Source organism: Bordetella sp. H567 (genome assembly GCF_001704295.1).
In the GTDB taxonomy this organism is placed as follows: domain Bacteria; phylum Pseudomonadota; class Gammaproteobacteria; order Burkholderiales; family Burkholderiaceae_B; genus Bordetella_C.
Genome location: NZ_CP012334.1, coordinates 1,768,946 through 1,787,569 on the forward strand (window position 1 = coordinate 1,768,946; position 18,624 = coordinate 1,787,569).

At 67.6% G+C, this 18,624-nt stretch carries 18 protein-coding genes; 7 read left to right on the forward strand and 11 right to left on the reverse strand.

The features are described 5' to 3' along the window. Window positions 1-194 precede the first annotated feature (194 nt). Together AKI39_RS08035 and AKI39_RS08040 are read right to left on the reverse strand one after the other, a co-directional pair. The gene (locus AKI39_RS08035) at window positions 195-731 is read right to left on the reverse strand and encodes an RDD family protein (protein ID WP_066634321.1); all 537 of its coding nucleotides are present in this window, start codon (window positions 729-731) and stop codon (window positions 195-197) included. A gap of 373 nt (window positions 732-1,104) precedes the next feature. Then, a complete protein-coding gene (locus AKI39_RS08040) occupies window positions 1,105-1,284 on the reverse strand; it encodes a hypothetical protein (protein ID WP_083228694.1) in 180 nt (59 codons plus the stop codon). A 213-nt stretch (window positions 1,285-1,497) separates the two neighbouring features. Here AKI39_RS08040 and pxpB point away from each other — a divergent pair, with 213 nt between their 5' ends. Continuing rightward, window positions 1,498-2,229, forward strand: coding sequence for a 5-oxoprolinase subunit PxpB (pxpB, locus tag AKI39_RS08045; protein ID WP_066642478.1), 732 nt, complete (start codon window positions 1,498-1,500; stop codon window positions 2,227-2,229). Then, window positions 2,226-3,227, forward strand: a complete 1,002-nt coding sequence (locus tag AKI39_RS08050; protein ID WP_066634323.1) for a biotin-dependent carboxyltransferase family protein — start codon at window positions 2,226-2,228, stop codon at window positions 3,225-3,227. Before pxpB ends, AKI39_RS08050 begins: the two co-directional genes overlap by 4 nt. A gap of 157 nt (window positions 3,228-3,384) precedes the next feature. Here the strand turns inward: AKI39_RS08050 and AKI39_RS25110 are convergent, their stop codons facing one another. The 6 genes from AKI39_RS25110 to leuS all read right to left on the reverse strand — a co-directional run bounded on the left by AKI39_RS25110 (window position 3,385) and on the right by leuS (window position 11,546). Then, window positions 3,385-5,148 carry a THUMP domain-containing class I SAM-dependent RNA methyltransferase gene (locus AKI39_RS25110; RefSeq protein ID WP_083228695.1) on the reverse strand — a complete coding sequence of 588 codons (1,764 nt, stop codon included), beginning with the start codon at window positions 5,146-5,148 and terminating at the stop codon, window positions 3,385-3,387. A 16-nt stretch (window positions 5,149-5,164) separates the two neighbouring features. Further along, window positions 5,165-5,587, reverse strand: coding sequence for a CopD family protein (locus tag AKI39_RS08060; protein WP_066634325.1), 423 nt, complete (start codon window positions 5,585-5,587; stop codon window positions 5,165-5,167). 82 nt (window positions 5,588-5,669) lie between these two features. Beyond that, window positions 5,670-6,935 carry a glutamate-5-semialdehyde dehydrogenase gene (locus AKI39_RS08065; protein WP_066634327.1) on the reverse strand — a complete coding sequence of 422 codons (1,266 nt, stop codon included), beginning with the start codon at window positions 6,933-6,935 and terminating at the stop codon, window positions 5,670-5,672. Window positions 6,936-7,115: 180 nt separating this feature from the next. Then, on the reverse strand, window positions 7,116-8,171 hold the full coding sequence (gene holA / locus AKI39_RS08070) for a DNA polymerase III subunit delta (protein WP_066634329.1): 1,056 nt from the start codon (window positions 8,169-8,171) through the stop codon (window positions 7,116-7,118). Window positions 8,172-8,178: 7 nt separating this feature from the next. Next, window positions 8,179-8,874 carry an LPS-assembly lipoprotein LptE gene (locus AKI39_RS08075; RefSeq protein ID WP_066634331.1) on the reverse strand — a complete coding sequence of 232 codons (696 nt, stop codon included), beginning with the start codon at window positions 8,872-8,874 and terminating at the stop codon, window positions 8,179-8,181. A gap of 11 nt (window positions 8,875-8,885) precedes the next feature. Continuing rightward, on the reverse strand, window positions 8,886-11,546 hold the full coding sequence (leuS, locus tag AKI39_RS08080; protein WP_066634333.1) for a leucine--tRNA ligase: 2,661 nt from the start codon (window positions 11,544-11,546) through the stop codon (window positions 8,886-8,888). 622 nt (window positions 11,547-12,168) lie between these two features. On the opposite strand from leuS, the gene AKI39_RS26220 reads away from it, so the two are divergent. Then, window positions 12,169-12,414 (forward strand): KGG domain-containing protein, encoded by a 246-nt coding sequence (locus tag AKI39_RS26220; protein ID WP_083228696.1) that lies wholly within the window; start codon window positions 12,169-12,171, stop codon window positions 12,412-12,414. Between the two features lie 132 nt (window positions 12,415-12,546). Here AKI39_RS26220 and AKI39_RS08090 read toward each other — a convergent pair whose 3' ends face one another. Next, window positions 12,547-12,831, reverse strand: coding sequence for a hypothetical protein (locus tag AKI39_RS08090; protein WP_145925221.1), 285 nt, complete (start codon window positions 12,829-12,831; stop codon window positions 12,547-12,549). Between the two features lie 257 nt (window positions 12,832-13,088). On the opposite strand from AKI39_RS08090, the gene AKI39_RS08095 reads away from it, so the two are divergent. The 3 genes from AKI39_RS08095 to AKI39_RS08105 all read left to right on the forward strand — a co-directional run bounded on the left by AKI39_RS08095 (window position 13,089) and on the right by AKI39_RS08105 (window position 14,745). Further along, on the forward strand, window positions 13,089-13,514 hold the full coding sequence (locus AKI39_RS08095; RefSeq protein WP_066634336.1) for an organic hydroperoxide resistance protein: 426 nt from the start codon (window positions 13,089-13,091) through the stop codon (window positions 13,512-13,514). Window positions 13,515-13,639: 125 nt separating this feature from the next. Beyond that, window positions 13,640-14,104 (forward strand): MarR family winged helix-turn-helix transcriptional regulator, encoded by a 465-nt coding sequence (locus tag AKI39_RS08100; RefSeq protein ID WP_066634337.1) that lies wholly within the window; start codon window positions 13,640-13,642, stop codon window positions 14,102-14,104. After that, complete coding sequence (locus AKI39_RS08105) at window positions 14,095-14,745, forward strand: GntR family transcriptional regulator (protein ID WP_066634339.1); 651 nt, start codon at window positions 14,095-14,097, stop codon at window positions 14,743-14,745. The genes AKI39_RS08100 and AKI39_RS08105 overlap by 10 nt, the downstream gene beginning before the upstream one ends. A 9-nt stretch (window positions 14,746-14,754) precedes the next feature. Here AKI39_RS08105 and AKI39_RS08110 read toward each other — a convergent pair whose 3' ends face one another. Both AKI39_RS08110 and AKI39_RS08115 read right to left on the reverse strand, forming a co-directional pair. Next, window positions 14,755-15,579 carry an amidohydrolase family protein gene (locus tag AKI39_RS08110; RefSeq protein ID WP_066634342.1) on the reverse strand — a complete coding sequence of 275 codons (825 nt, stop codon included), beginning with the start codon at window positions 15,577-15,579 and terminating at the stop codon, window positions 14,755-14,757. 174 nt (window positions 15,580-15,753) lie between these two features. Beyond that, the gene (locus AKI39_RS08115; protein WP_066634344.1) at window positions 15,754-16,740 is read right to left on the reverse strand and encodes a Bug family tripartite tricarboxylate transporter substrate binding protein; all 987 of its coding nucleotides are present in this window, start codon (window positions 16,738-16,740) and stop codon (window positions 15,754-15,756) included. A 302-nt stretch (window positions 16,741-17,042) separates the two neighbouring features. Between AKI39_RS08115 and AKI39_RS08120 the strand changes: the two genes are divergently transcribed. After that, window positions 17,043-18,620, forward strand: a complete 1,578-nt coding sequence (locus tag AKI39_RS08120; RefSeq protein ID WP_066642481.1) for an aldehyde dehydrogenase (NADP(+)) — start codon at window positions 17,043-17,045, stop codon at window positions 18,618-18,620. Window positions 18,621-18,624: the final 4 nt, after the last annotated feature.

The following is an 18,624-nucleotide window of genomic DNA, read 5'->3' on the forward strand; positions in this document are numbered from 1 at the left end:
GCGGCGGCACCATGCGCCGTGCCGTCAGGGGAGGGAGAGGTTGGCGGCGGGGGGCAATACGGGCAAGGCGGGGGGCGGCGGGGGATACGAGCCGGCCATCGCGGAAGGCTTTGGCGAGCGCCTTGGGCCGGCTCTGCGGCGAGAGGCGGACGGCGGCTTGGCAGCTGGAGCCGGGGAAGGGCGTTAAGGCCCCTTCAGGCGCCGACGGGGCCCTTGCGCGTCGTCTTGGCCGCGGGCGGAACCGAGACCAGTCGCGTTCCGGCCCAGCGGTCGTGCAGGAACTGGCCTTCCGGATCCAGCCAGGAACCGACGAAGATCGCGAAAGGCGCCGCCACGATGAACATCAGCGTCGCGGGCCAGTGCGTCAGCGATTCGATGCCCCAGACCCCCAGCGCGGCGACCATCGGCAGCACCCATGCGAAGCCGTAGCGCCATACCAGCCGGGCCAGCGACGGCGGCGCGCCATCGCGGCCCACCAGCCGGATGTGCCAGGTCTTCATCGGAAGCGTCTGCCCGGCGCGCCGCCAGCACAGCACGAAATAACACCCGATGGCGAGGAAAAGCCATGCCTGGCGGGCCGACCGCAGCATCAGGCCGCTGCGGCTTTGCGTGAGCGTGTCGAACAGATAATCCGCCAGGAAAACCACGCCGAACAACAGGACGGCCTCGTACATCATGCAGGCGAAGCGGCGCAGGCGCGGCGGGGTGGGGAGGACGGGCGGATTGTTCATAGCGGCGTATTATCCGACAGCTTGCCCGCCCCGGGCGGCTGGAACTGGCCCGGCGGGGGAAAACGCCCCCACGCCGCGCCGATAAATCGGCTTGCTGCCCCCCGAGGGGGCTCTTTGCCTTGGGGCGGCCCGCCGGGGGAAAACGCCCCCACGCCGCGCCGATAAATCGGCTTGCTGCCCCCCGAGGGGGCTCTTTGCCTTGGGGCGGCCCGGCGGCAAAGAACACCCCGGCCAGGACAGCAGTCCAGCTTGCTGCCCGAAGGTTGCCCGAAGAGCTAAAAAAAAGCCCGCCACGAGGGCGGGTTTTAAAAGGGGCTTATGCAGCCCCCAAGGGGAACTAAAGCTTGCAGGGCGCGCCAGCGGTGTGGCTGGTTCAGGCGCGGGCTGCTTCGCCGCCGTGGCGGCCGGCCGGCGCACGGAGCGCGCGGCCGAGCTTGCTGATCAGTCTGCCCAGCGCACGGAGGGGGCGCGGGCGGAATTGTTCTTCAATGGCCTGACGCATCAATTGGCGTTCCAGTTCGTCGGTCAGGCGGAGGGGTTCACGTTCGTTCACGATAATATCCTGGGTACTAAAAGCAAGCGCCGCGTTCCATCCCGGTGGGCCAACTTATTGCGCGCGCTCTAGGGATAACCCGAATTTTAGGGGTTAACCCTAGATTGTGCAAGTCGCGAAAAAGCAACGAAGTGCGCATTCGCTGCGATGCAGTGTAGCCGTCGCGGCCGTCAAAAGGGGCCGTATCCCCTGCGGCCCACCTACAATCCGCCCATGGATGACCCCGCCGCCGAGCCCGCTTACCCGTGGCGTATCGATCCCGTGGGGGACCGCTGCCTGCTCGTCACCCTGGGTGACCGCGTCGACGCACGTATCAATCGGTCCGTCCTGGCGCTGGCAGCCCATCTGCTGGCCGATCCGCCGGAAGGCGTAATCGACGTCGTGCCGGCCTTTACCACCGTGGCCCTGCACTATCTGCCGCAAGCCTATGCCGGGCGGGCCGAGGCGCCTTACGCCTGCTTGGCGGCGCAGTTGCGGGAACGGCTGCGGCGCGGCATACCGGATATCGACGCGGAGTCCAGGCTGGTGGAGATTCCCGCGTGCTACGGCGGGTCGTACGGGCCTGACCTGGACGAGGTCGCCCAACGCTGCGGCCTGACGACTAGCGAAGTCATCGAGCTGCATGGCGCGTCGCCCCTGGTGGTCTACACCTTCTTCTTCGCGCCGGGTGCGCCCTTCGCCGGCGGCCTGGATCCACGGCTGGCGGTGCCGCGCCGCGCCACGCCGCGCACCGAAGTACCGGCCGGCTCCGTGGCGATCGCCAATGGGCTATCCATGATCTACCAGTTGGCGATGCCAGGGGGCTGGAACCTGATCGGACGTACGCCTTGGAACCTGTTCGACCTGGCGCGCGATCCGCCCGTGCGCCTGCGCCTGGGCGACCGTTTGCGTTTCGTGCCGATCTCCCCGGCGGCGTTCGACCGGCTGTACGAGGCGCGGCGATGATACGGGTCCTCAAGCCGGGCGCGCTTTCGCAACTGCAGGACCTGGGCCGCTACGGACACCAGCGCCACGGCGTCCCCGTCAACGGCGTCATGGACGAATGGTCTCATCGGATCGCCAATATCCTGGTCGGCAATCCAGAGCACGCCGCTACGCTGGAATGCACGTTGACCGGCCCGACGCTGCATTTTCAGCGCGATCGCCTGATCGCGCTGGCGGGCGCCGACCTCCAGGCGCGCATCGACGATATGCCCGTGCCGCTGAACCAGCCCCTGCTGGTACGGGGCGGGGCGACGCTGTCCTTCGGCGAACGCCGGCGCGGCGCGCGCGCGTATCTGGCCGTGCGGGGCGGGTTCGACGTCCCTGCCGTGATGGACAGCCGCAGCACCTTCCTGCGCGGCGGTTATGGCGGTTTCCAGGGGCGCGCGCTGGCAAGGGATGACCGCTTGCCGCTGTGCGCCGCCGATGCCGGATATCCCGGCGCCACGCGCTTGCTGGTGCAATGCGGATCGGCCTTCGTCAGCGCGGCGCGATTCGATCTACCCGGCCCCGGCGGTTCGCTGGATGCCTTACGCGCGATGCCAGGGCCGCAATGGGACGTTTTCACGGAAGAGGCGCGGACGGCATTCCGCGAGCAGAGCTTCACCATCGACGGGCGTTCCGACCGCATGGGGTACCGCCTGAACGGCCCCCGGCTGGCGTCGACACGGCCCGTGGAAATGGTATCGGAGGCGGTGTCGTTCGGCACCGTGCAGGTGCCCCCCGACGGCAGCCCCATCGTCCTGATGGCGGACCGGCAGAGCGCGGGCGGTTATCCCAAGATAGGCTATGTGGCCAGCGTGGATCTGCCCCTGCTGGCACAGGCGCTGCCCGGCGACGCCGTCCGGTTCGTTCTGATCACGCTGGAGCAGGCCCAGGACTGGTACCTGGAGCGCGAGGCCGCGCTGGCTGAACTGCGTTTGCAAGTGGCACGAGTGATGTCGCCCATGCCGGATGCCTGACCGCTCGCGCCGGCACGATGGGCCACCCTAGGGCTGCACGGCCCGCATCCATCGCACGTCCGCCCCGGCCGATCGCTTGGCCGCCCGTCGCGAGCATGGCTCGCCAGGGCGTGCCGGGCATTTTCCGCCGCTTGACGGCCCGGGAGGGCCGGGCTGGTCATGCGTCTTCGTTATCGTCCGGGTCGTGAGGATCATGTCCTTCATCGCCATGCGCGTCGTCGTGCGCGTGGCGTTCGGCGCGCTTGTCGCGGTAGCTGGCGCTGACCAGTTCGAAGCCGAACAGGCGGCAGTCCAGCGAGCCGTTATGCAGGGGAATGCGGCGCAACGGTTTCAAGCGCATCTGCTGCGGCAGCGTCATATCGCTGGATATGGCGTGCACCTGCCATCCCGCGAATTGCCGCTTCAGGCAAGCGGACCAGTCGCGCCACAGGCTTTCATCGTGGCCCGCCTGCATGCGCTCGCCGTACGGCGGATTGGTGACGATCCAGCCGGTTTCCGCCGGCGCCATCAGGGTGCGGGCGTCACCGACCTCGAACTGGATGGCGTCCTCCGTCAGCCATGCGCGTTCGGCGTTGCGCCGCGCATGATCGATGGCGGTGGGGTCGATGTCGTAGCCGAACAGCGGCGTCTCCAGCCTGGGCTGGATGTGCGCACGCGCATCGTCTTTCATGTCGTGCCAGCGCCGCGCCTCGTGGTCGCGCAGGCGTTCGAACGAAAACGGGCGCGCGATGCCGGGCGGAACGCCCAGCGCGATCCAGGCGGCTTCGATCAGGATGGTGCCGCTGCCGCAGAATGGATCGAGCAGGGGCGCGGCGGGATCCCAGCCGGCCAGCGCCAGCATGCCCGCCGCCAGGTTCTCGCGCAGCGGCGCCTCGCCCTTGTCCAGGCGCCATCCCCGCTTGAACAGCGATTCGCCGCTGGTGTCGAGATACAGCGTGGCGGTATCGGCGGTCAGGAATGCATGTACCCGTGCGTCGGGACGTACCGTATCGATATCGGGGCGCGCACCTTCGCGGTCCATCAGACGATCGCAGATGCCGTCCTTGACGCGCAGGTTGCAGTATTGCAGGCTGCGCATGGGGCTCTTGATCGCCGAGGTATCCACGCGCAAGGTCTGTTCCGCGCCGAACCAGCGCTCCCAGGGAGTGGCATAAGCCAGATCCAGCAGATCGTTTTCTTCCTGCACGGGCCCCTGCGCGACCTGCACCAGGATGCGGGTGGCCAGGCGTGAATAAAGGTTGGCCCGCTGGACGCCTTGCCAGTCGGTGCTGAAGTGGGCACCGGCCCGGCCGACGCGCGCGTCCTCATAGCCCAGCGCGCGCAGCTCGATGGTAAGCACGTCCTCCAGGCCCTGTGGGCAGGGCGCGAATACCTGGTACCGCTCGGCGTTGTGCAAACCCGTCTTGCGCGCGCGCATGCGCGGCTGTTCCGCGCGTTCGGCGAAGCGCTCGTCGACATCGCGTGGATGCCGCGACGCTTCGGGGCTGTTTCGCGATGTGGCTTGCGTACCGGCAGCGGACGTCGTGCCCCGTGCGTCACGCGGGTGGCGGGCGCCGCGCCCGTCGTCTTCCGTGTGGGCCTCGCGCGGCGGACGAGGCGCGTCCGCGGGCTTGCCCGGGCGGCGCTGACGCGGGGCGGCATCGGCTGCATGGGGCGGCCGGCGAGACGGCGCGGATGCGGCGTCATGGGCAGACTGGGTACGCCGGTCGGGCTTGTCCTTCGTGGCGTCACGCTGGCGTGGCGGGGCCGCTGGCGTTGGGTCCGTACGGGCTTTTTCCCGCTGCTTTTCCTGCAGGGCAACCAGGCGCGCGCGCGCGCCGCTGCGCTGCCGTTTTCCCGGGTCCGCCGCGGGCGCGGTGTCACGAGGGCGCTTGGCCAGGGTCAGGGTTTTGCGCGGGCGTTCGGAGTCGTCGGCGGACATGGAATAAGCGGAAAGACTAGAAAGGCTTGACGACGACCAGCGCCACCACGATGAACAACAGCAGCACCGGTACTTCGTTGAACCAGCGGTAGAAGGTATGCGTCCGCGTATTGCGGCCCTGTTCGAACTTACGCAGCATGACGCCACAGGCGTGATGGTAGCCGATGATCAACAGCACGAAGAAAAGCTTGGCGTGCATCCAGCCGTTGCCGGGGCCCATGCCGATGCCGTAGCCGATATAAAGCCATAGGCCGAAGATGACGGCGATAACGGCCAGCATGGTCGTGAAGCGGAACAGCCGCCGCGCCATGCCCACCAGCACCGCGCGCACCGCGGGTTCATCGTGCTGGGCCAGGTTCACGTAGATGCGCGGCAGATAGAACAGGCCGGCGAACCAGGCGGCGATGAAGACGATGTGCAGGGTTTTGATCCAGAGCATGGGCCGTTACCTTGGGCTAGTAAGCGCGACGCGCGCGAAACCGGCATTGTAGGGTAGCGGAGTCGCGCGCCGGCTCGTGCCGTTATCCGCGCAGCTGGCCTTCGCCCGTGAGCAGCCATTTGTAGGTTGTCAGGCCTTCCAGTCCGACCGGCCCGCGGGCATGCAGGCGGTTGGTCGAGATACCGATTTCCGAGCCCAGCCCATATTCGTAGCCGTCGGCGAACACCGTCGGTAGATTGACGTAGACGGAGCTGGAGTCCACCTCGCGCTGGAACTGCTGCGCCGCGCCCAGGTTCTCGGTGACGATGGCATCGGTGTGGCCCGAGCCCCAGCGCGCGATGTGGGCGATGGCGTCATCGATGTTTTCCACGATACGGATCGCCAGGATCGGGCCCAGGTATTCCTCTGCCCAATCGGCATCCGTGGCGGGCTTGGCGCCCGGCACCCACTCGCGGGTACGCGCGCAGCCACGCAGTTCGACGCCATGCGCGATCAGTGCATCGGCCAGCCTGGGAAGGACGGCGGGGGCGACGGCGGCGTGTACCAGCAGCGTTTCCATCGATCCGCAGACGCCGTAGCGGTACGTCTTGGCATTGAACGCGATGGCATGCGCCTTCTCCGGGTCGGCGGCGGCGTCGATATAGACGTGGCAATTGCCGTCCAGGTGCTTGATCACGGGCACGCGGGCTTCCGCGCTGATGCGCTGGATCAGGCTCTTGCCGCCCCGCGGCACGATGACGTCGACGTGTTCGGTCATCGTGATGAGTTTGCCGACGGCGGCACGGTCGGCCGTGTCGACCACCTGCACCGCATGGGCCGGCAGGCCCGCGGTGTCCAAGCCCTGGCGGACGATGGCCGCCAGCGCCAGGTTGGATCGCAGTGCCTCGCTGCCACCGCGCAGGATGGCGGCGTTGCCGGACTTCAGGCACAGGGCGGCCGCGTCGATCGTGACGTTGGGGCGCGATTCGTAGATGATGCCGATGACGCCCAGAGGCACTCGCATTTGAGCCACGCGCATGCCGTTGGGCCGCACGGCCGTCGGGCCGATGCTGCCGACGGGGTCGGGCAGGGCGGCGACCTGGCGCAACCCGTCCGCCATGAGATCCAGCGTCCTGTCGGACAAGGCCAGGCGGTCCAGGAGGGCTGCCGTGAGGCCGTTCGCGCGTGCCGCGTCAAGGTCCTGGAGGTTGGCCTCTTTCAACGTGTCGCGATTGTCCTGGAGGCTCTCGGCCATCGCCGTCAGGGCGTGGACCTTGGCGGCGCCGCTGGCGCGCATCATCTCGCGCGCCGCGCGGCGGGCGTTTTCGCCCAGGATCAGCATGGCTTGTTCTACGGTCTGCGTGGACATGGCAATCGATAAATCGGCATCCGCGAACGCGGGCGGTGGGGACTTGCTAGTGTATCCGTTCGCCGGCCCGCTACGGCGGTCCGCCGGCGAGATGGCCGTGGGCATGGACCGGCGGTTGACGGCAGAACCGCGCTTGGAACCGGCCAGTCAACCGCAACCGCCCGCTGCCAGCCGCCGTGCTCAGGCGTCGCGCCGGCCGGCCGCCGCCACCCGCAGCGCCAGGCGCGTCATTTCTTCCCAGGGATCGGAGAGCCGTCCGGGCACGGACAGGCCCTTGATGATGCGGTCGACCTCGTGTGCGTGCTGGACCGCGGCCGGCCATGCGCGGGCCGGCACGCGCGACAGCGCCTGCAGCGCCAGGCGTTCATGCGCCCCGAAGATGCGCAGGCGCCGCATGACCGCGCCGCTGTCCTGCCCGCTGGCGCGCGCTTGGGCAACGCGGGCCAGGATGCGGATTTCCTCTCCCACCGCCCATAGCACCAGGGGCAGCGCTTCGCCTTCGGCCCGCAGGCCGTCGAGCATGCGTACCGTGCGTGCGACGTCGCCGGCCAGCATGGCATCGCGCAGGCCGAAGACGTCGTAGCGGGCGACGTTGAGCACGGCCCGTTCGACGGCTTCGGCCTCCAGCGCGCCTTCGGGATAGAGCAGGCCCAGCTTCTGGATTTCCTGGTGCGCGGCCAGCAGGTTGCCTTCCACCTTGTCGGCCATCCACTGCAGTGTCGCGGCGTCGGCGCGCTGGTTCTGGCGCGCCAGGCGTTCGCCGATCCAGGCGGGCAGCCGGGCGCGTTCGATGCTCGGGATATCGACCATGATCCCGCGCGCCAGCGCGGTCATCCAGCGGCTTTCGCGGGTGGCCTTGTCCAGCCGCGGCAAGCCGATGGCGATGATGGTGTCCGGATCCGCGCCACCCTCTGCTTGTTCGGCCAGCCTGGCCAGCGTATCGCCGCCGGCCTTGCCCGGCTTGCCGGTGGGGATCTTCAGTTCCAGCAGGCGCCGGTCGCCGAACAGCGAGACCGTCTGGGTGGCGGCGACGACCGCGCTCCAGTCGCTGCGGGCGTCCATCACCATGGAGGTGCGTTCGGTGTAGCCGGCCGCCCGAGCCGCCGCCCGCAGCGCGTCCATGGCTTCCGTGACGAGCAGCGGTTCGTCGCCGCTGATGGTGTACAGCGGCGACAGGCGCGTGCCCGCGCGCCGCAGGTGATCGGCGAAGCGATCGGCGTCCAGGGATTGCGCCATGGGCCGGTCAGTAGGAAGTGTCGTCGTCGAGGCTGGGTGGGCCGTTGGTGATGCTGGGCCGGTTCCACGGCTGCCGGTTCGTTTGCGGCGGCGGCGTGGTGCTGTATACAGGGCCGACTTCCTCGCCGGGCTTGGCGGACTGTGTCTTCTGCACCGCCAGGCGCACGTCCGGCGCGGTCAGGCGCCGCATGATGCGGCTGACCAGGCTCTGTTCCATGTTGCGGTACAGGCTCTCGGCCTGGCCTTCCTTGGCCTGCACGACCTGGTCGTTGTAGGGCATTTCCCGATACGCTTCGAGCGTCGTATCCGGCAGCAAGGCGCGCCCCTTGGCGTCGATCACGCGGAAGGTGAAGATCAGTCCCAGTTCGTATTCCTCGACCCGACCCTGGGCATTGAGCGAGACTTCCCGCATCGAGCGCGAGTTGCGGATCTGCTGCAACTGCGCATCGGCGTCCTTGGGCGTCTCCAGCAGCTTGGTCTCCGGCGACGCGGCGGCGATCGCCCTGCGCACTTCGGCGCCGAAGCGCGAGTTTTGCGGGATGCCGACATACAGGGAGTCGAAGGGCAGCGGGGTAGTGCCCCGCATCTGGAAACCGCAGGCGGACAGCAGCATGAGCAGCGCCAGGCCGCCGACGCGCAGCGTCCAGCCGCGCCCGCTTCCCCGTGCGCCCCCCGGGCGGTTTGCTTGCCTGGCGAAATTCATGCGGTACCTCATTAACCTACGACGTTGACCAGTTTGCCGGGCACCACGATAACCCGTTTCGGCGGCCGGCCTTCAAGAAACCGGGCCACCGCTTCATGGCCTGCCGCCTGTGCCTCGATCTGTTCGCGCGTTGCCTGCGCGGGCACCCGCACCGCGCCGCGCAGCTTGCCGTTGACCTGCAGCATCAGTTCCAGTTCGTCCGCCACCAGCGCGGCTTCGTCAACCTGGGGCCATGGGGCGTCGAGCAGGTCGCCGTAGACGTCCGCATAGCCCAGGTCGTTCCACAGCTGCCAGGTGACGTGGGGCACGACGGGATACAGCACGCGCAGCAGCACACCCAGGCTTTCGGCGCGGGCCGCGTCCGCGGCGGCATCGGCGGGCAGCTGGGCATTTTCGATGGCGTTCAACATCTTCATGCAGGCCGATACCACGGTGTTGTACTGGATGCGCTCGTAGTCGTAGTCCGCCTGCTTGAGCAGGGTGTGGATTTCGCGGCGCAGATCCTTCGCCGCCGCGGGCGCGTTCTGCCAGTCCACCACGCGCGCGGCCAGGCCCGCCGCCACGGCATCGCGCTGCGCCCAGCCGTGCGACCACAGCCGGCGCAGGAAGCGGTTGGCGCCCTCGACGCCGGAGTCCGACCACTCCAGCGTCTGTTCCGGCGGGCTGGCGAACATCACGAACAGGCGCGCCGTGTCGGCGCCCAGCGTGTCGATCAGCGATTGCGGGTCCACCCCGTTGTTCTTGGACTTCGACATCGTGCCGACGCCGCCGTAGCTGACTTCGCTGCCGTCGGACTTGCGCCGCGCGCCGACGATGGCGCCCTTGGCGTCGTAGACGTTCTCGACTTCCTCGGGCCAGAAGTATTCGATGCCGCCGTGTTCCGTCTTGCGCGAGTAGATGTGATTCAGGACCATGCCCTGGCACAGCAGGCGCGTGAACGGCTCGTCGAACTTGAGCATGCCCAGGTCGCGCATGACCTTGGTCCAGAAGCGCGCGTACAGCAGGTGCAGCACCGCATGCTCGATGCCGCCGATGTACTGGTCCATGGGCATCCAGTAGTCGTTGCGGGCATCCACCATGGCGCCGTCGTTGCCCGGCGAGGTATAGCGCATGAAGTACCAGGACGAATCGACGAAGGTATCCATCGTGTCCGTTTCGCGCCGCGCCGGCTTGCCGCAGGCCGGGCAGGTGCAGGACAGGAAGGCTTCGTTCTTCGCCAGCGGGTTGCCCGTACCGTCCGGGATCAGGTCCTCGGGAAGGACGACGGGCAGGTCCTTTTCCGGCACGGGCACCTGGCCGCAGTCGCCGCAGTGGATGATGGGGATAGGCGTGCCCCAGTAGCGCTGGCGCGAAATGCCCCAGTCGCGCAGGCGCCATGTCGTCTGTTTTTCGCCGACGCCCAGGGCTGCGAGGTCGGCCGCGATGGCATCCACGGCGGCTTTGCTGGCCAAGCCGTCGTATTTGCCGGAATGTATCAGCCGGCCGCTCTGCTTGTCGCCATACCATTCCTGCCAGGCGTCCGTGGAATAGGTCTTGCCCGGCACATCGACCACCTGGCGGATCTCCAGGCCATACTTGCGCGCGAAGGCGAAGTCGCGTTCGTCATGGGCGGGCACGCCCATGACGGCGCCGTCGCCATAGCTCATGAGCACGTAGTTGCCCACCCAGACGTCGACCGGCTGGCCAGTCAGGGGGTGGGTGACCGACAGGCCCGTGGGCAGGCCTTCTTTTTCGCGGGTCGCCAACTCGGCTTCCGTGGTGCCGCCCAGCTTGCAGCGCTCGATGAATTCGGCCAGTTGCGGATTGTCGCGCGCGGCCAGCGTGGCCAATGGATGTTCGGGAGCCACGGCGCAGAAGGTCACGCCCATGATGGTGTCGGCGCGCGTGGTGAAGACGTAAAGCTTGCCGTCCTGGACTTTTTCGCCGGATGCATCGCGGGTATCGTGGGTAAAGGCGAAGCGCACGCCTTCGCTCTTGCCTATCCAGTTCTCCTGCATCAGCCGCACGCGTTCGGGCCAGCCCGGCAGGCCCGTCTTGACCTGTTCGAGCAGTTCTTCGGCGTAATCCGTGATGCGCAGGTAGTAGCCCGGGATCTCGCGCTTTTCGACCAGCGCGCCGGAACGCCAGCCGCGGCCGTCGATGACCTGCTCATTGGCCAGCACGGTCTGGTCCACCGGATCCCAGTTGACCACCTGGGTCTTGCGGTAGGCGATGCCTTTTTCCAGCATCTTCAGGAACAGCCATTGGTTCCATTTGTAGTAGGCCGGATCGCAGGCGCTCATTTCGCGCGACCAGTCGATCGCCAGCCCCATCGCCTGCATCTGCTTTTTCATGTAGGCGATGTTGTCGTAGGTCCACTTGGCCGGCGGCACCTTGGACTTGATGGCGGCGTTTTCCGCCGGCATCCCAAAGGCATCCCAGCCCATGGGCATGAGCACGTTGTAGCCGCGCATGCGCAGCTGCCGCGCCATCATGTCGTTGATGGTGTAGTTGCGGACATGGCCCATGTGCAGTTTGCCGCTGGGGTAGGGCAGCATGGAGCACGCGTAGAACTTGGGCTTTTCGGCGCCGCTGGGGTTGCGCGCGTGCTCGCTGACACGGTAGACGTCGTTGCGGCGCCAGACGTCCTGGGCGGCGGCTTCGACGGCATTGGGGTTGTAGCGTTCCTGCATGGGCTGGATAGGATCGGTGACGAATAAGGGGCCGGCCCCCGGGCGGCGGGGGGACGGTCAAAACCCTTGATTATAGGTTCTGCCATCCGCCTGTTGCCGCGCGGGCGTTTTCCTTCGGCCACGGCAGGGCGATCGGCGCCGGCCCGGCGCGAGGCCGGTCGCGCCGGGCCGGGCTCGGCGGGCGGTCCTGGCCACCTACGCAAGGTAGGCGGCAGCGCGCGCGGCGCAACGGCGGCCTGTTCTCGCTTGCGTCCCGGGGTCGGGACATCGGTGCTCGTAAGGCCAACCAGGCAAGGGGGCCACGCGGTGACGCGAGGCGCCTGGGCGTAATAGTTGCTGGCAGCAGCTACGCCGCGGCGGCAAGCATCGAAGGCAGGTGCCGGTGTCGGTGGCATGCAAGGCGCGGGGGCACGGCAGTATGGCCTCGGCGATCGCGCCACATGTCTCGCGGCCCTTATGCCGCAACGGTTATGGCGGCGCCTTCTACTTCTACATCGCGCGGTAAGCACTACTGATCTTTGCCTTGCCGGCCCACGTGGAGGCGCCTTTACTCGGCGACGGGCATGTGCATTGCGCCCGCGCCGGCTCCTGAAGTTCTCCACCACCGACAAGGGGGTTCGATATGACCGACAGCCAGGACCAAAAGGAGCGGCGCAAGCCGCGTGGTTTCGCCGCGATGGGGCCGGAATTCCAGCGAGAGATCGCGGCCCAGGGCGGCAGGGCCGCCCATCGCCTGGGCAAGGCGCATCGCTTTACTTCCCAGGAGGCCCGCGCCGCGGCCACGAAGCGGCATGCGGCACGTCAGGCGCAGCCTGGCACCTCCTCCGAGACGCCAGTCACGGCCGCGGACCAGTCCAAGGACCGCTGACCCCGCGCCAGTACGCCTGCGGGGCAGCGTTGGTCCTTACCGCGCCGCCATCCATGCCGGCCGCACAGGGGCGGTCCGGCGATTCGATGGGGGCGGCGTTGGGCCGGGGCCGAGACGCTTCGACCGCTCGCTTCAAGGAATAGGCAGTTTCAAGGTATGCGCGTCCGGGTCGGCCTCGAACCCCGTGACCGCAAACTCCCTGGCTTCCATATAGCCCTCCGCGTGGAAGCGAACATGTGTCGGGGCCCAGGAAAAATCGGCCAACGGGGCGACATCCACGCCTTGTGCGAACAGGTAGCCCGGCGCCGTGCCGTTGTCGCGAGACGGCGGGATGTCGCTGGGCGACTGCCATGCGACCGATTCGCAAGCCACGGTTGCCTGGCGTTCCGCCTGGCCGGCGTGGTCGCGCGCGATCAAGGTAATTTCCTTAGTCTTCCAATGTTCCATGGCGATGGGTTCGGGAGCGCCCGCCCTGCGGGCAACGCGCTGCAGGCGGCAATCGTCGTACCCGCGGGCGCCTTCCCGTCGCCGGGTTTCGCGGTCGGCGGTCAAATAAATCGCTTGCAATTAAATTGTGCGCTATTTAATATCCCTTCCAGGCGCTAACCCGCCGATGAATTCAAATCCCGCCCGCGGCCAGCCGGCCCGGCGCAACAACCTGCAAGGAGTTCGCCATGTCTATCGAAAAAGTGCTTTACCGTGCTCAAGCCACCGCCAACGGCGGCCGTGACGGCCGTGCCGTTTCTTCCGACCAAGTGCTGGATATCCAACTGAGCACGCCTCGCGAACTGGGCGGCGCCGGCGGTCCCGGCACCAATCCCGAGCAACTGTTCGCCGCCGGCTACTCGGCTTGCTTCCTGGGCGCGCTGAAATTCGTGGCTGGGCGTGAAAAGGTCGCGCTGCCGGCGGAAACCACCGTCACCGGCTCGGTGGGCATCGGCGCCATCCCCACCGGCTTCGGCATCGAAGTCGAACTGCGCATCGCCATCCCCGGCCTGGATCCGGCGCAGGCGCGCGAACTGGTCGACAAGGCCCACATCGTTTGCCCGTACTCCAACGCGACGCGCGGCAATATCGACGTGACGCTGACCCTGGCCTGAGCGTCCTTGACGCGGCACCGCCTTGCGGGGCGGCGCCGCGGTCTGCAGGCGCGACGCGGTCTCCGTCGACGGGGCCGCGCCGCGCGCCGCTGGCATATGGGTCGCGCACGATTTAATATTCCCCGATGTCACATTCCTCTTCGTCGCGCGGGGACGCCGCGCTGCTGTTGGAAAACCAGCTTTGCTTCGCGCTGTATTCCACCAGCCTGGCAATGAGCAAGGTCTACCGCAAGCTGCTGTCCGGCCTGGACCTGACCTATCCGCAATATCTGGTGATGCTGGTGCTGTGGGAACAGGATGGCCTGACGGTGTCGGCCATCGGCGAACGCCTGTTCCTGGACAGTGCCACGCTGACGCCATTGCTGAAGCGGCTGGAAGCCGCCGGCCTGGTCGAACGCGCGCGCGCCGCCCGCGACGAGCGGCAGGTCATCGTGTCGTTGACGGAACAGGGCAGGCAGTTGAAAGCCAAGGCCCGCGCCGTACCGCCCGGCGTGATGACCGCGACGGGTTGCAGCACCGCCGATGCCGGCGCGATGATCAAGCGGCTGGATGCCCTGCGCGCGGCCCTGCAGGAATCGACATGCCCATAGCGAAGCAGAATACGCAGGCCAACCTGGCGTACCAGGAGCTGAAAAAGCGCATTCTGATGGGCTTTTTCGGCGCCAGCGACCGCCTGCGGGAAATCGAAGTAGCGGAACTGTTGAACATGGGGCGCACGCCGGTGCGCGAGGCGCTCAAGCGCCTGGAAGACGAAGGCCTGGTCACCCATGAACCGCGCCGCGGGCTGGTCGTGACGTCGCTGGACCAGCAATCGGTCACGGAGCTGTACGCCATGCGGGAACTGCTGGAAGGCGGCGCGGCCCGGTTCGCCGCCAAGCATGCCAGCGAAGCCGAAATCGACAACATGGCGCACATCCTGGAGGAAGGCAGGCAGGGCGGCGATCCGGTCGCGGCCAACCTGGCCTTCCATCAATCCATCTATGGGGCCGCGCACAACAAATTCCTGATCCGGGCCCTGCAATCGCTGACCGATTCCACCTATCTGCTGGGGCGCAGTACGCTGGAAACGCCGGGCCGTCCGGATGTGGCGCATGGCGAACACCAGGCCATCTACGAAGCGATCCGCGACGGCGACCCTGCGCGCGCCGAACACGTGGCGCGCGAGCATATCCGCAACGCGCTGCTCGAACGATTGAAAATATTGCGCGCGAAGCAGTCGCCTGAGCACTGAGCTCCGGGCTCAGTCGTACAGCGCCAGGGGATTCTGCCGCAGGATGCGCTGGAAATCGGCATCGTCCACCGAATCGCGCAGCAGGTTCACGAGGTCGCCATAGGGCATGGCCTGGCCGTTCGCGGGGTCGAAGAACCATGTGTGCGGCCAATCCGACGCCCACACGATGCGTTCGGGATAGCGCCGCGCCAATTCGCGCAGCAGATCGCCGAAGTGTTCCGACCATGTCGGCACGGGGTAGCCGTAGCGATAGAAGCCGGAGGCCTTCAGCCAGACGCGCCCCGTATCCAGCAGGCGGAATACGGCTTCGCGGATGGAGGCATATTCCGCGCCATTGGCGGCGCCGCCCAGGTGGTCGACCACCACGTTCGGGCCGTCGCCGGCGCGGATGGCTTCGTGTACGGCCTGCAGCGTCTGTGGGGCCACGAAGAACTGTGCGTGCCAGCCGGCGGCGCGCAGGCGCGGCGCCAGGCGGGTATAGCCCGCCATGCCGTTGCCGCTGCCCGAAACGGCATTGAAGCGCACGCCGCGTGCGCCCTGCTCGCGCCACGCCAGCAGTTGGGCTTCGGTGGTCTCGTCAGGCACCACGAGCACACCGCGCGCGCGGCCGTTCGACGCCTGCAAGGTATCGAGGAGCAAGCTGTTGTCGGTGCCGTAGACGCTGGGCTGGATCAGGACGAATCGTTCGATGCCGTGCGGGGCACCGGTGCGGGACAGCTCGGGCCAGGTGCGCACTGGCGGGATGTAATGGGAGCCGGGCATCACAGGCCGGCGCGTGGCGTCATCGAAGACGTGGGTATGGCAATCCCAGGCGGGAAGGGCAGGGGGCGTCATGGGGCGGGTCTCCATGATGGAAAAGGGAAAGGGCACGGCCGGAGGGCCGCGCCGGATGAATCAGGACAGGCCTGGCGGAATATCGATGCGGCAGGAATCGGATCCAGCCGGGCGAGGTATCGGTCCGTGCGGTCCAATATCGATTCGGTTGGCGGGATCCGTCCGGCCGGCCTCTCAATCCAGCTTGACGCCGGTTTCCTTGATGATTTCCTGGTAGCGCGCGCGTTCGGCGCTCAGGAACTGCGTGAACTGTTCGACGCTGTTCGGCTTGACCACCGCGCCTTCGGCCTCCAGCCGCTGCTTGGTCTGCGGATCCGCGATGATTGCGTTGACCTCGGCATTCAGCTTCTGGATGATGTCCTGCGGCGTTCGCTTGGGCGCGAACAAGCCGCCCCACAGGCTGAAGGAAAAGCCGGGCAGGCCCGATTCGGCCACCGTGGGCACGTTGGGCAGTGCCGGCGAGCGCTCCAGCGTGGATACCGCGATCGGCTTGAGCGTGCCGCTCTTGAAGTGCGGCAGTACGCCCGGCGCGCCGGAAAAGAACATATCGACGTGATTGCCCAGCAGATCGCTGAGCGCGGCGCCGCCGCCCTTGTAAGGAACGTGCGTCAGCTTGGCGCCCGCCTTCAGGGCCAGCGCGGCGGCGGCCAGGTGGCCAGGCGTGCCGGTTCCGGATGACGCATAGTTGAAGCCCTGCGAGCGCTGCTTGCTCTGGGCAACCATCTCCTGCACGGTGTTGAAGGGCGCGGAGGGATGGGCGGACAGGACCAGCGGCGAATCGCCCACCAGCACCACGGGCAGCAGGTTCTCCGGCTTGTAGTTCAGCGTCGTGGACAGCAGCGGAGTGACGATGATTTCGCCCGTCTGACCCAGCAGCAGGATGCTGCCGTCCGCGGGTGCATCGGAGACGTAGCGGGCGCCGATGGCGCCGCTGGCGCCCGGGCGGTTCTCCACGATGAACGTTTGTCCCAGGCGGGACGTCAGTTTTTCCGCGATCAGGCGCGCGAAGACGTCGCCGGAGCCCCCGGGCGCGTAGGGCACGATGATGCGGACGGTCTTGTCCGGATAGGCGGCCTGGGCGCCGGCATGCAGGCCCAGGGTCGCGGCCGCGCAAAAGGCTGCCGCCAGGAAATGGCGCCTGGCCCGGGGGAATGGCTTCATGGAGTGTCTCCTACGGAGGCCGCGATCCGGCGGCCCTATGGTCGGGATGGGGTATTCATCCACGCCGGCGCGGGCATCGCGCCGGCCCGGCGTGAAATTCAGGAATCGGTTTTTATATATTTTTGCATACATAAATATGTACAACAAACCGCGCAGCGTACGTGGCCATCATGGCAGGCGGGTCGTGCAGGACGATAGCGGTATCATCATCGGTTCGCGACGTGTCGGCCGCGCCACTCGCCGGCAAGGCGGGAAATCAGGCAGCCGATCGCACAAAGAATCATAGGAGAGAGAACGTGAGCATCCCCATCACCGGCGAGATCCTGATCGGCCAGCGCGCCGTCGACAACGGCCAGCGTACGCTGAAGGCGGTGAACCCCGCGACCGGCGAAACCATGGCGCCCGATTTCGCCCAGGCCGGCCGCGCCGAGGTCGACCAGGCCTGCGCCCTGGCGTGGGCGGCCTTCGATGCCTACCGCGAAACCTCGCTGGAAAGCCGGGCCCGCTTCCTGGAAGCCATCGGCGACCAGATCATGCAATTGGGCCAGCCGCTGGTGGACCGCGCGGTGGCCGAAACGGCGCTGCCGGCAGCCCGTATCGAGGGCGAACGCGCCCGCACGGTGGGCCAGTTGCGCCTGTTCGCGCAAGTGGTACGCGCGGGAGAATTCCTGGACGTGCGCGTGGATCCGGCAATGCCGGACCGCCAGCCTTTGCCGCGCCCGGATCTGCGTCTGCGCAATATCGCCCTGGGCCCGGTCGCCGTGTTCGGCGCCAGCAATTTTCCGCTGGCCTTTTCGGTGGCGGGCGGCGATACCGCCTCCGCGCTGGCGGCCGGCTGCCCGGTGGTGGTCAAGGGCCATCCCGCCCATCCCGGTACCGGCGAACTGGTGGGCCGTGCCATACAGGCGGCCGCGCGCGAATGCGGCATGCCGGAAGGCGTGTTTTCGCTGTTGTTGGGCGGTATCGAGACGGGCGCCGCCCTGGTTCAGGATGAACGTATCAAGGCGGTGGGATTCACCGGTTCCCGCGGCGGTGGCCTGGCGCTGGTCGACATCGCATCCAAGCGGCGCGAGCCCATTCCGGTCTTCGCCGAAATGAGCAGCATCAACCCGGTGTTCCTTTTCCCCGCGGCGCTGGCCGCGCGCGCGGAAGAGCTGGGCAAGGCCTTTGTCGGCTCGCTGACCCTGGGCGCGGGGCAGTTCTGCACCAATCCCGGCATCGTCGTGGCCTTGGAAAGCCCCGACCTCGATCGCTTCCTGAAGGCCGCCGACGCGGCGCTGTCGGCCAACGTGCCCAGCGCGATGCTGACGCCCGGCATTCATAGTGCTTACGAAAAAGGGGTGCAGGCGCTGGAGAACGCCGAAGGGGTGCAGGTGTGCGCGCGGGGTGCCGCGGGCGCGGGCCCGAACCGCGGCCGCGCGGCGCTGTTTTCCACGGCCATCGGCAACTTTCTCGCGCAGGAATCGTTGCAGCACGAGGTGTTCGGCGCATCCAGCATGGTGGTGCGCTGCAAGTCGGTCGACGACATGCGCCAGGTGGCCGAACGCATCGAGGGCCAATTGACCGTGACCCTGCACCTGGATGAGCCGGACTACGAACTGGCGCGCGGCCTGGTGCCGGTGCTGGAGCGCAAGGCTGGCCGGATCCTGGCCAACGGCTGGCCCACCGGCGTGGAAGTGGCGCATGCCATGGTGCACGGCGGGCCGTTCCCCGCCACGTCCGACAGCCGCTTCACGTCCGTGGGCACCCTGGCGATCCGCCGCTTCCTGCGCCCCGTCAGCTATCAGGCCCTGCCGGCACAATTGCTGCCCGAATCGCTGCGCCCGGAAAACCTGGCGCGTGTCCCACGCCTGGAGGACGGCAAGCGCCTGCTGCCGTGATGCG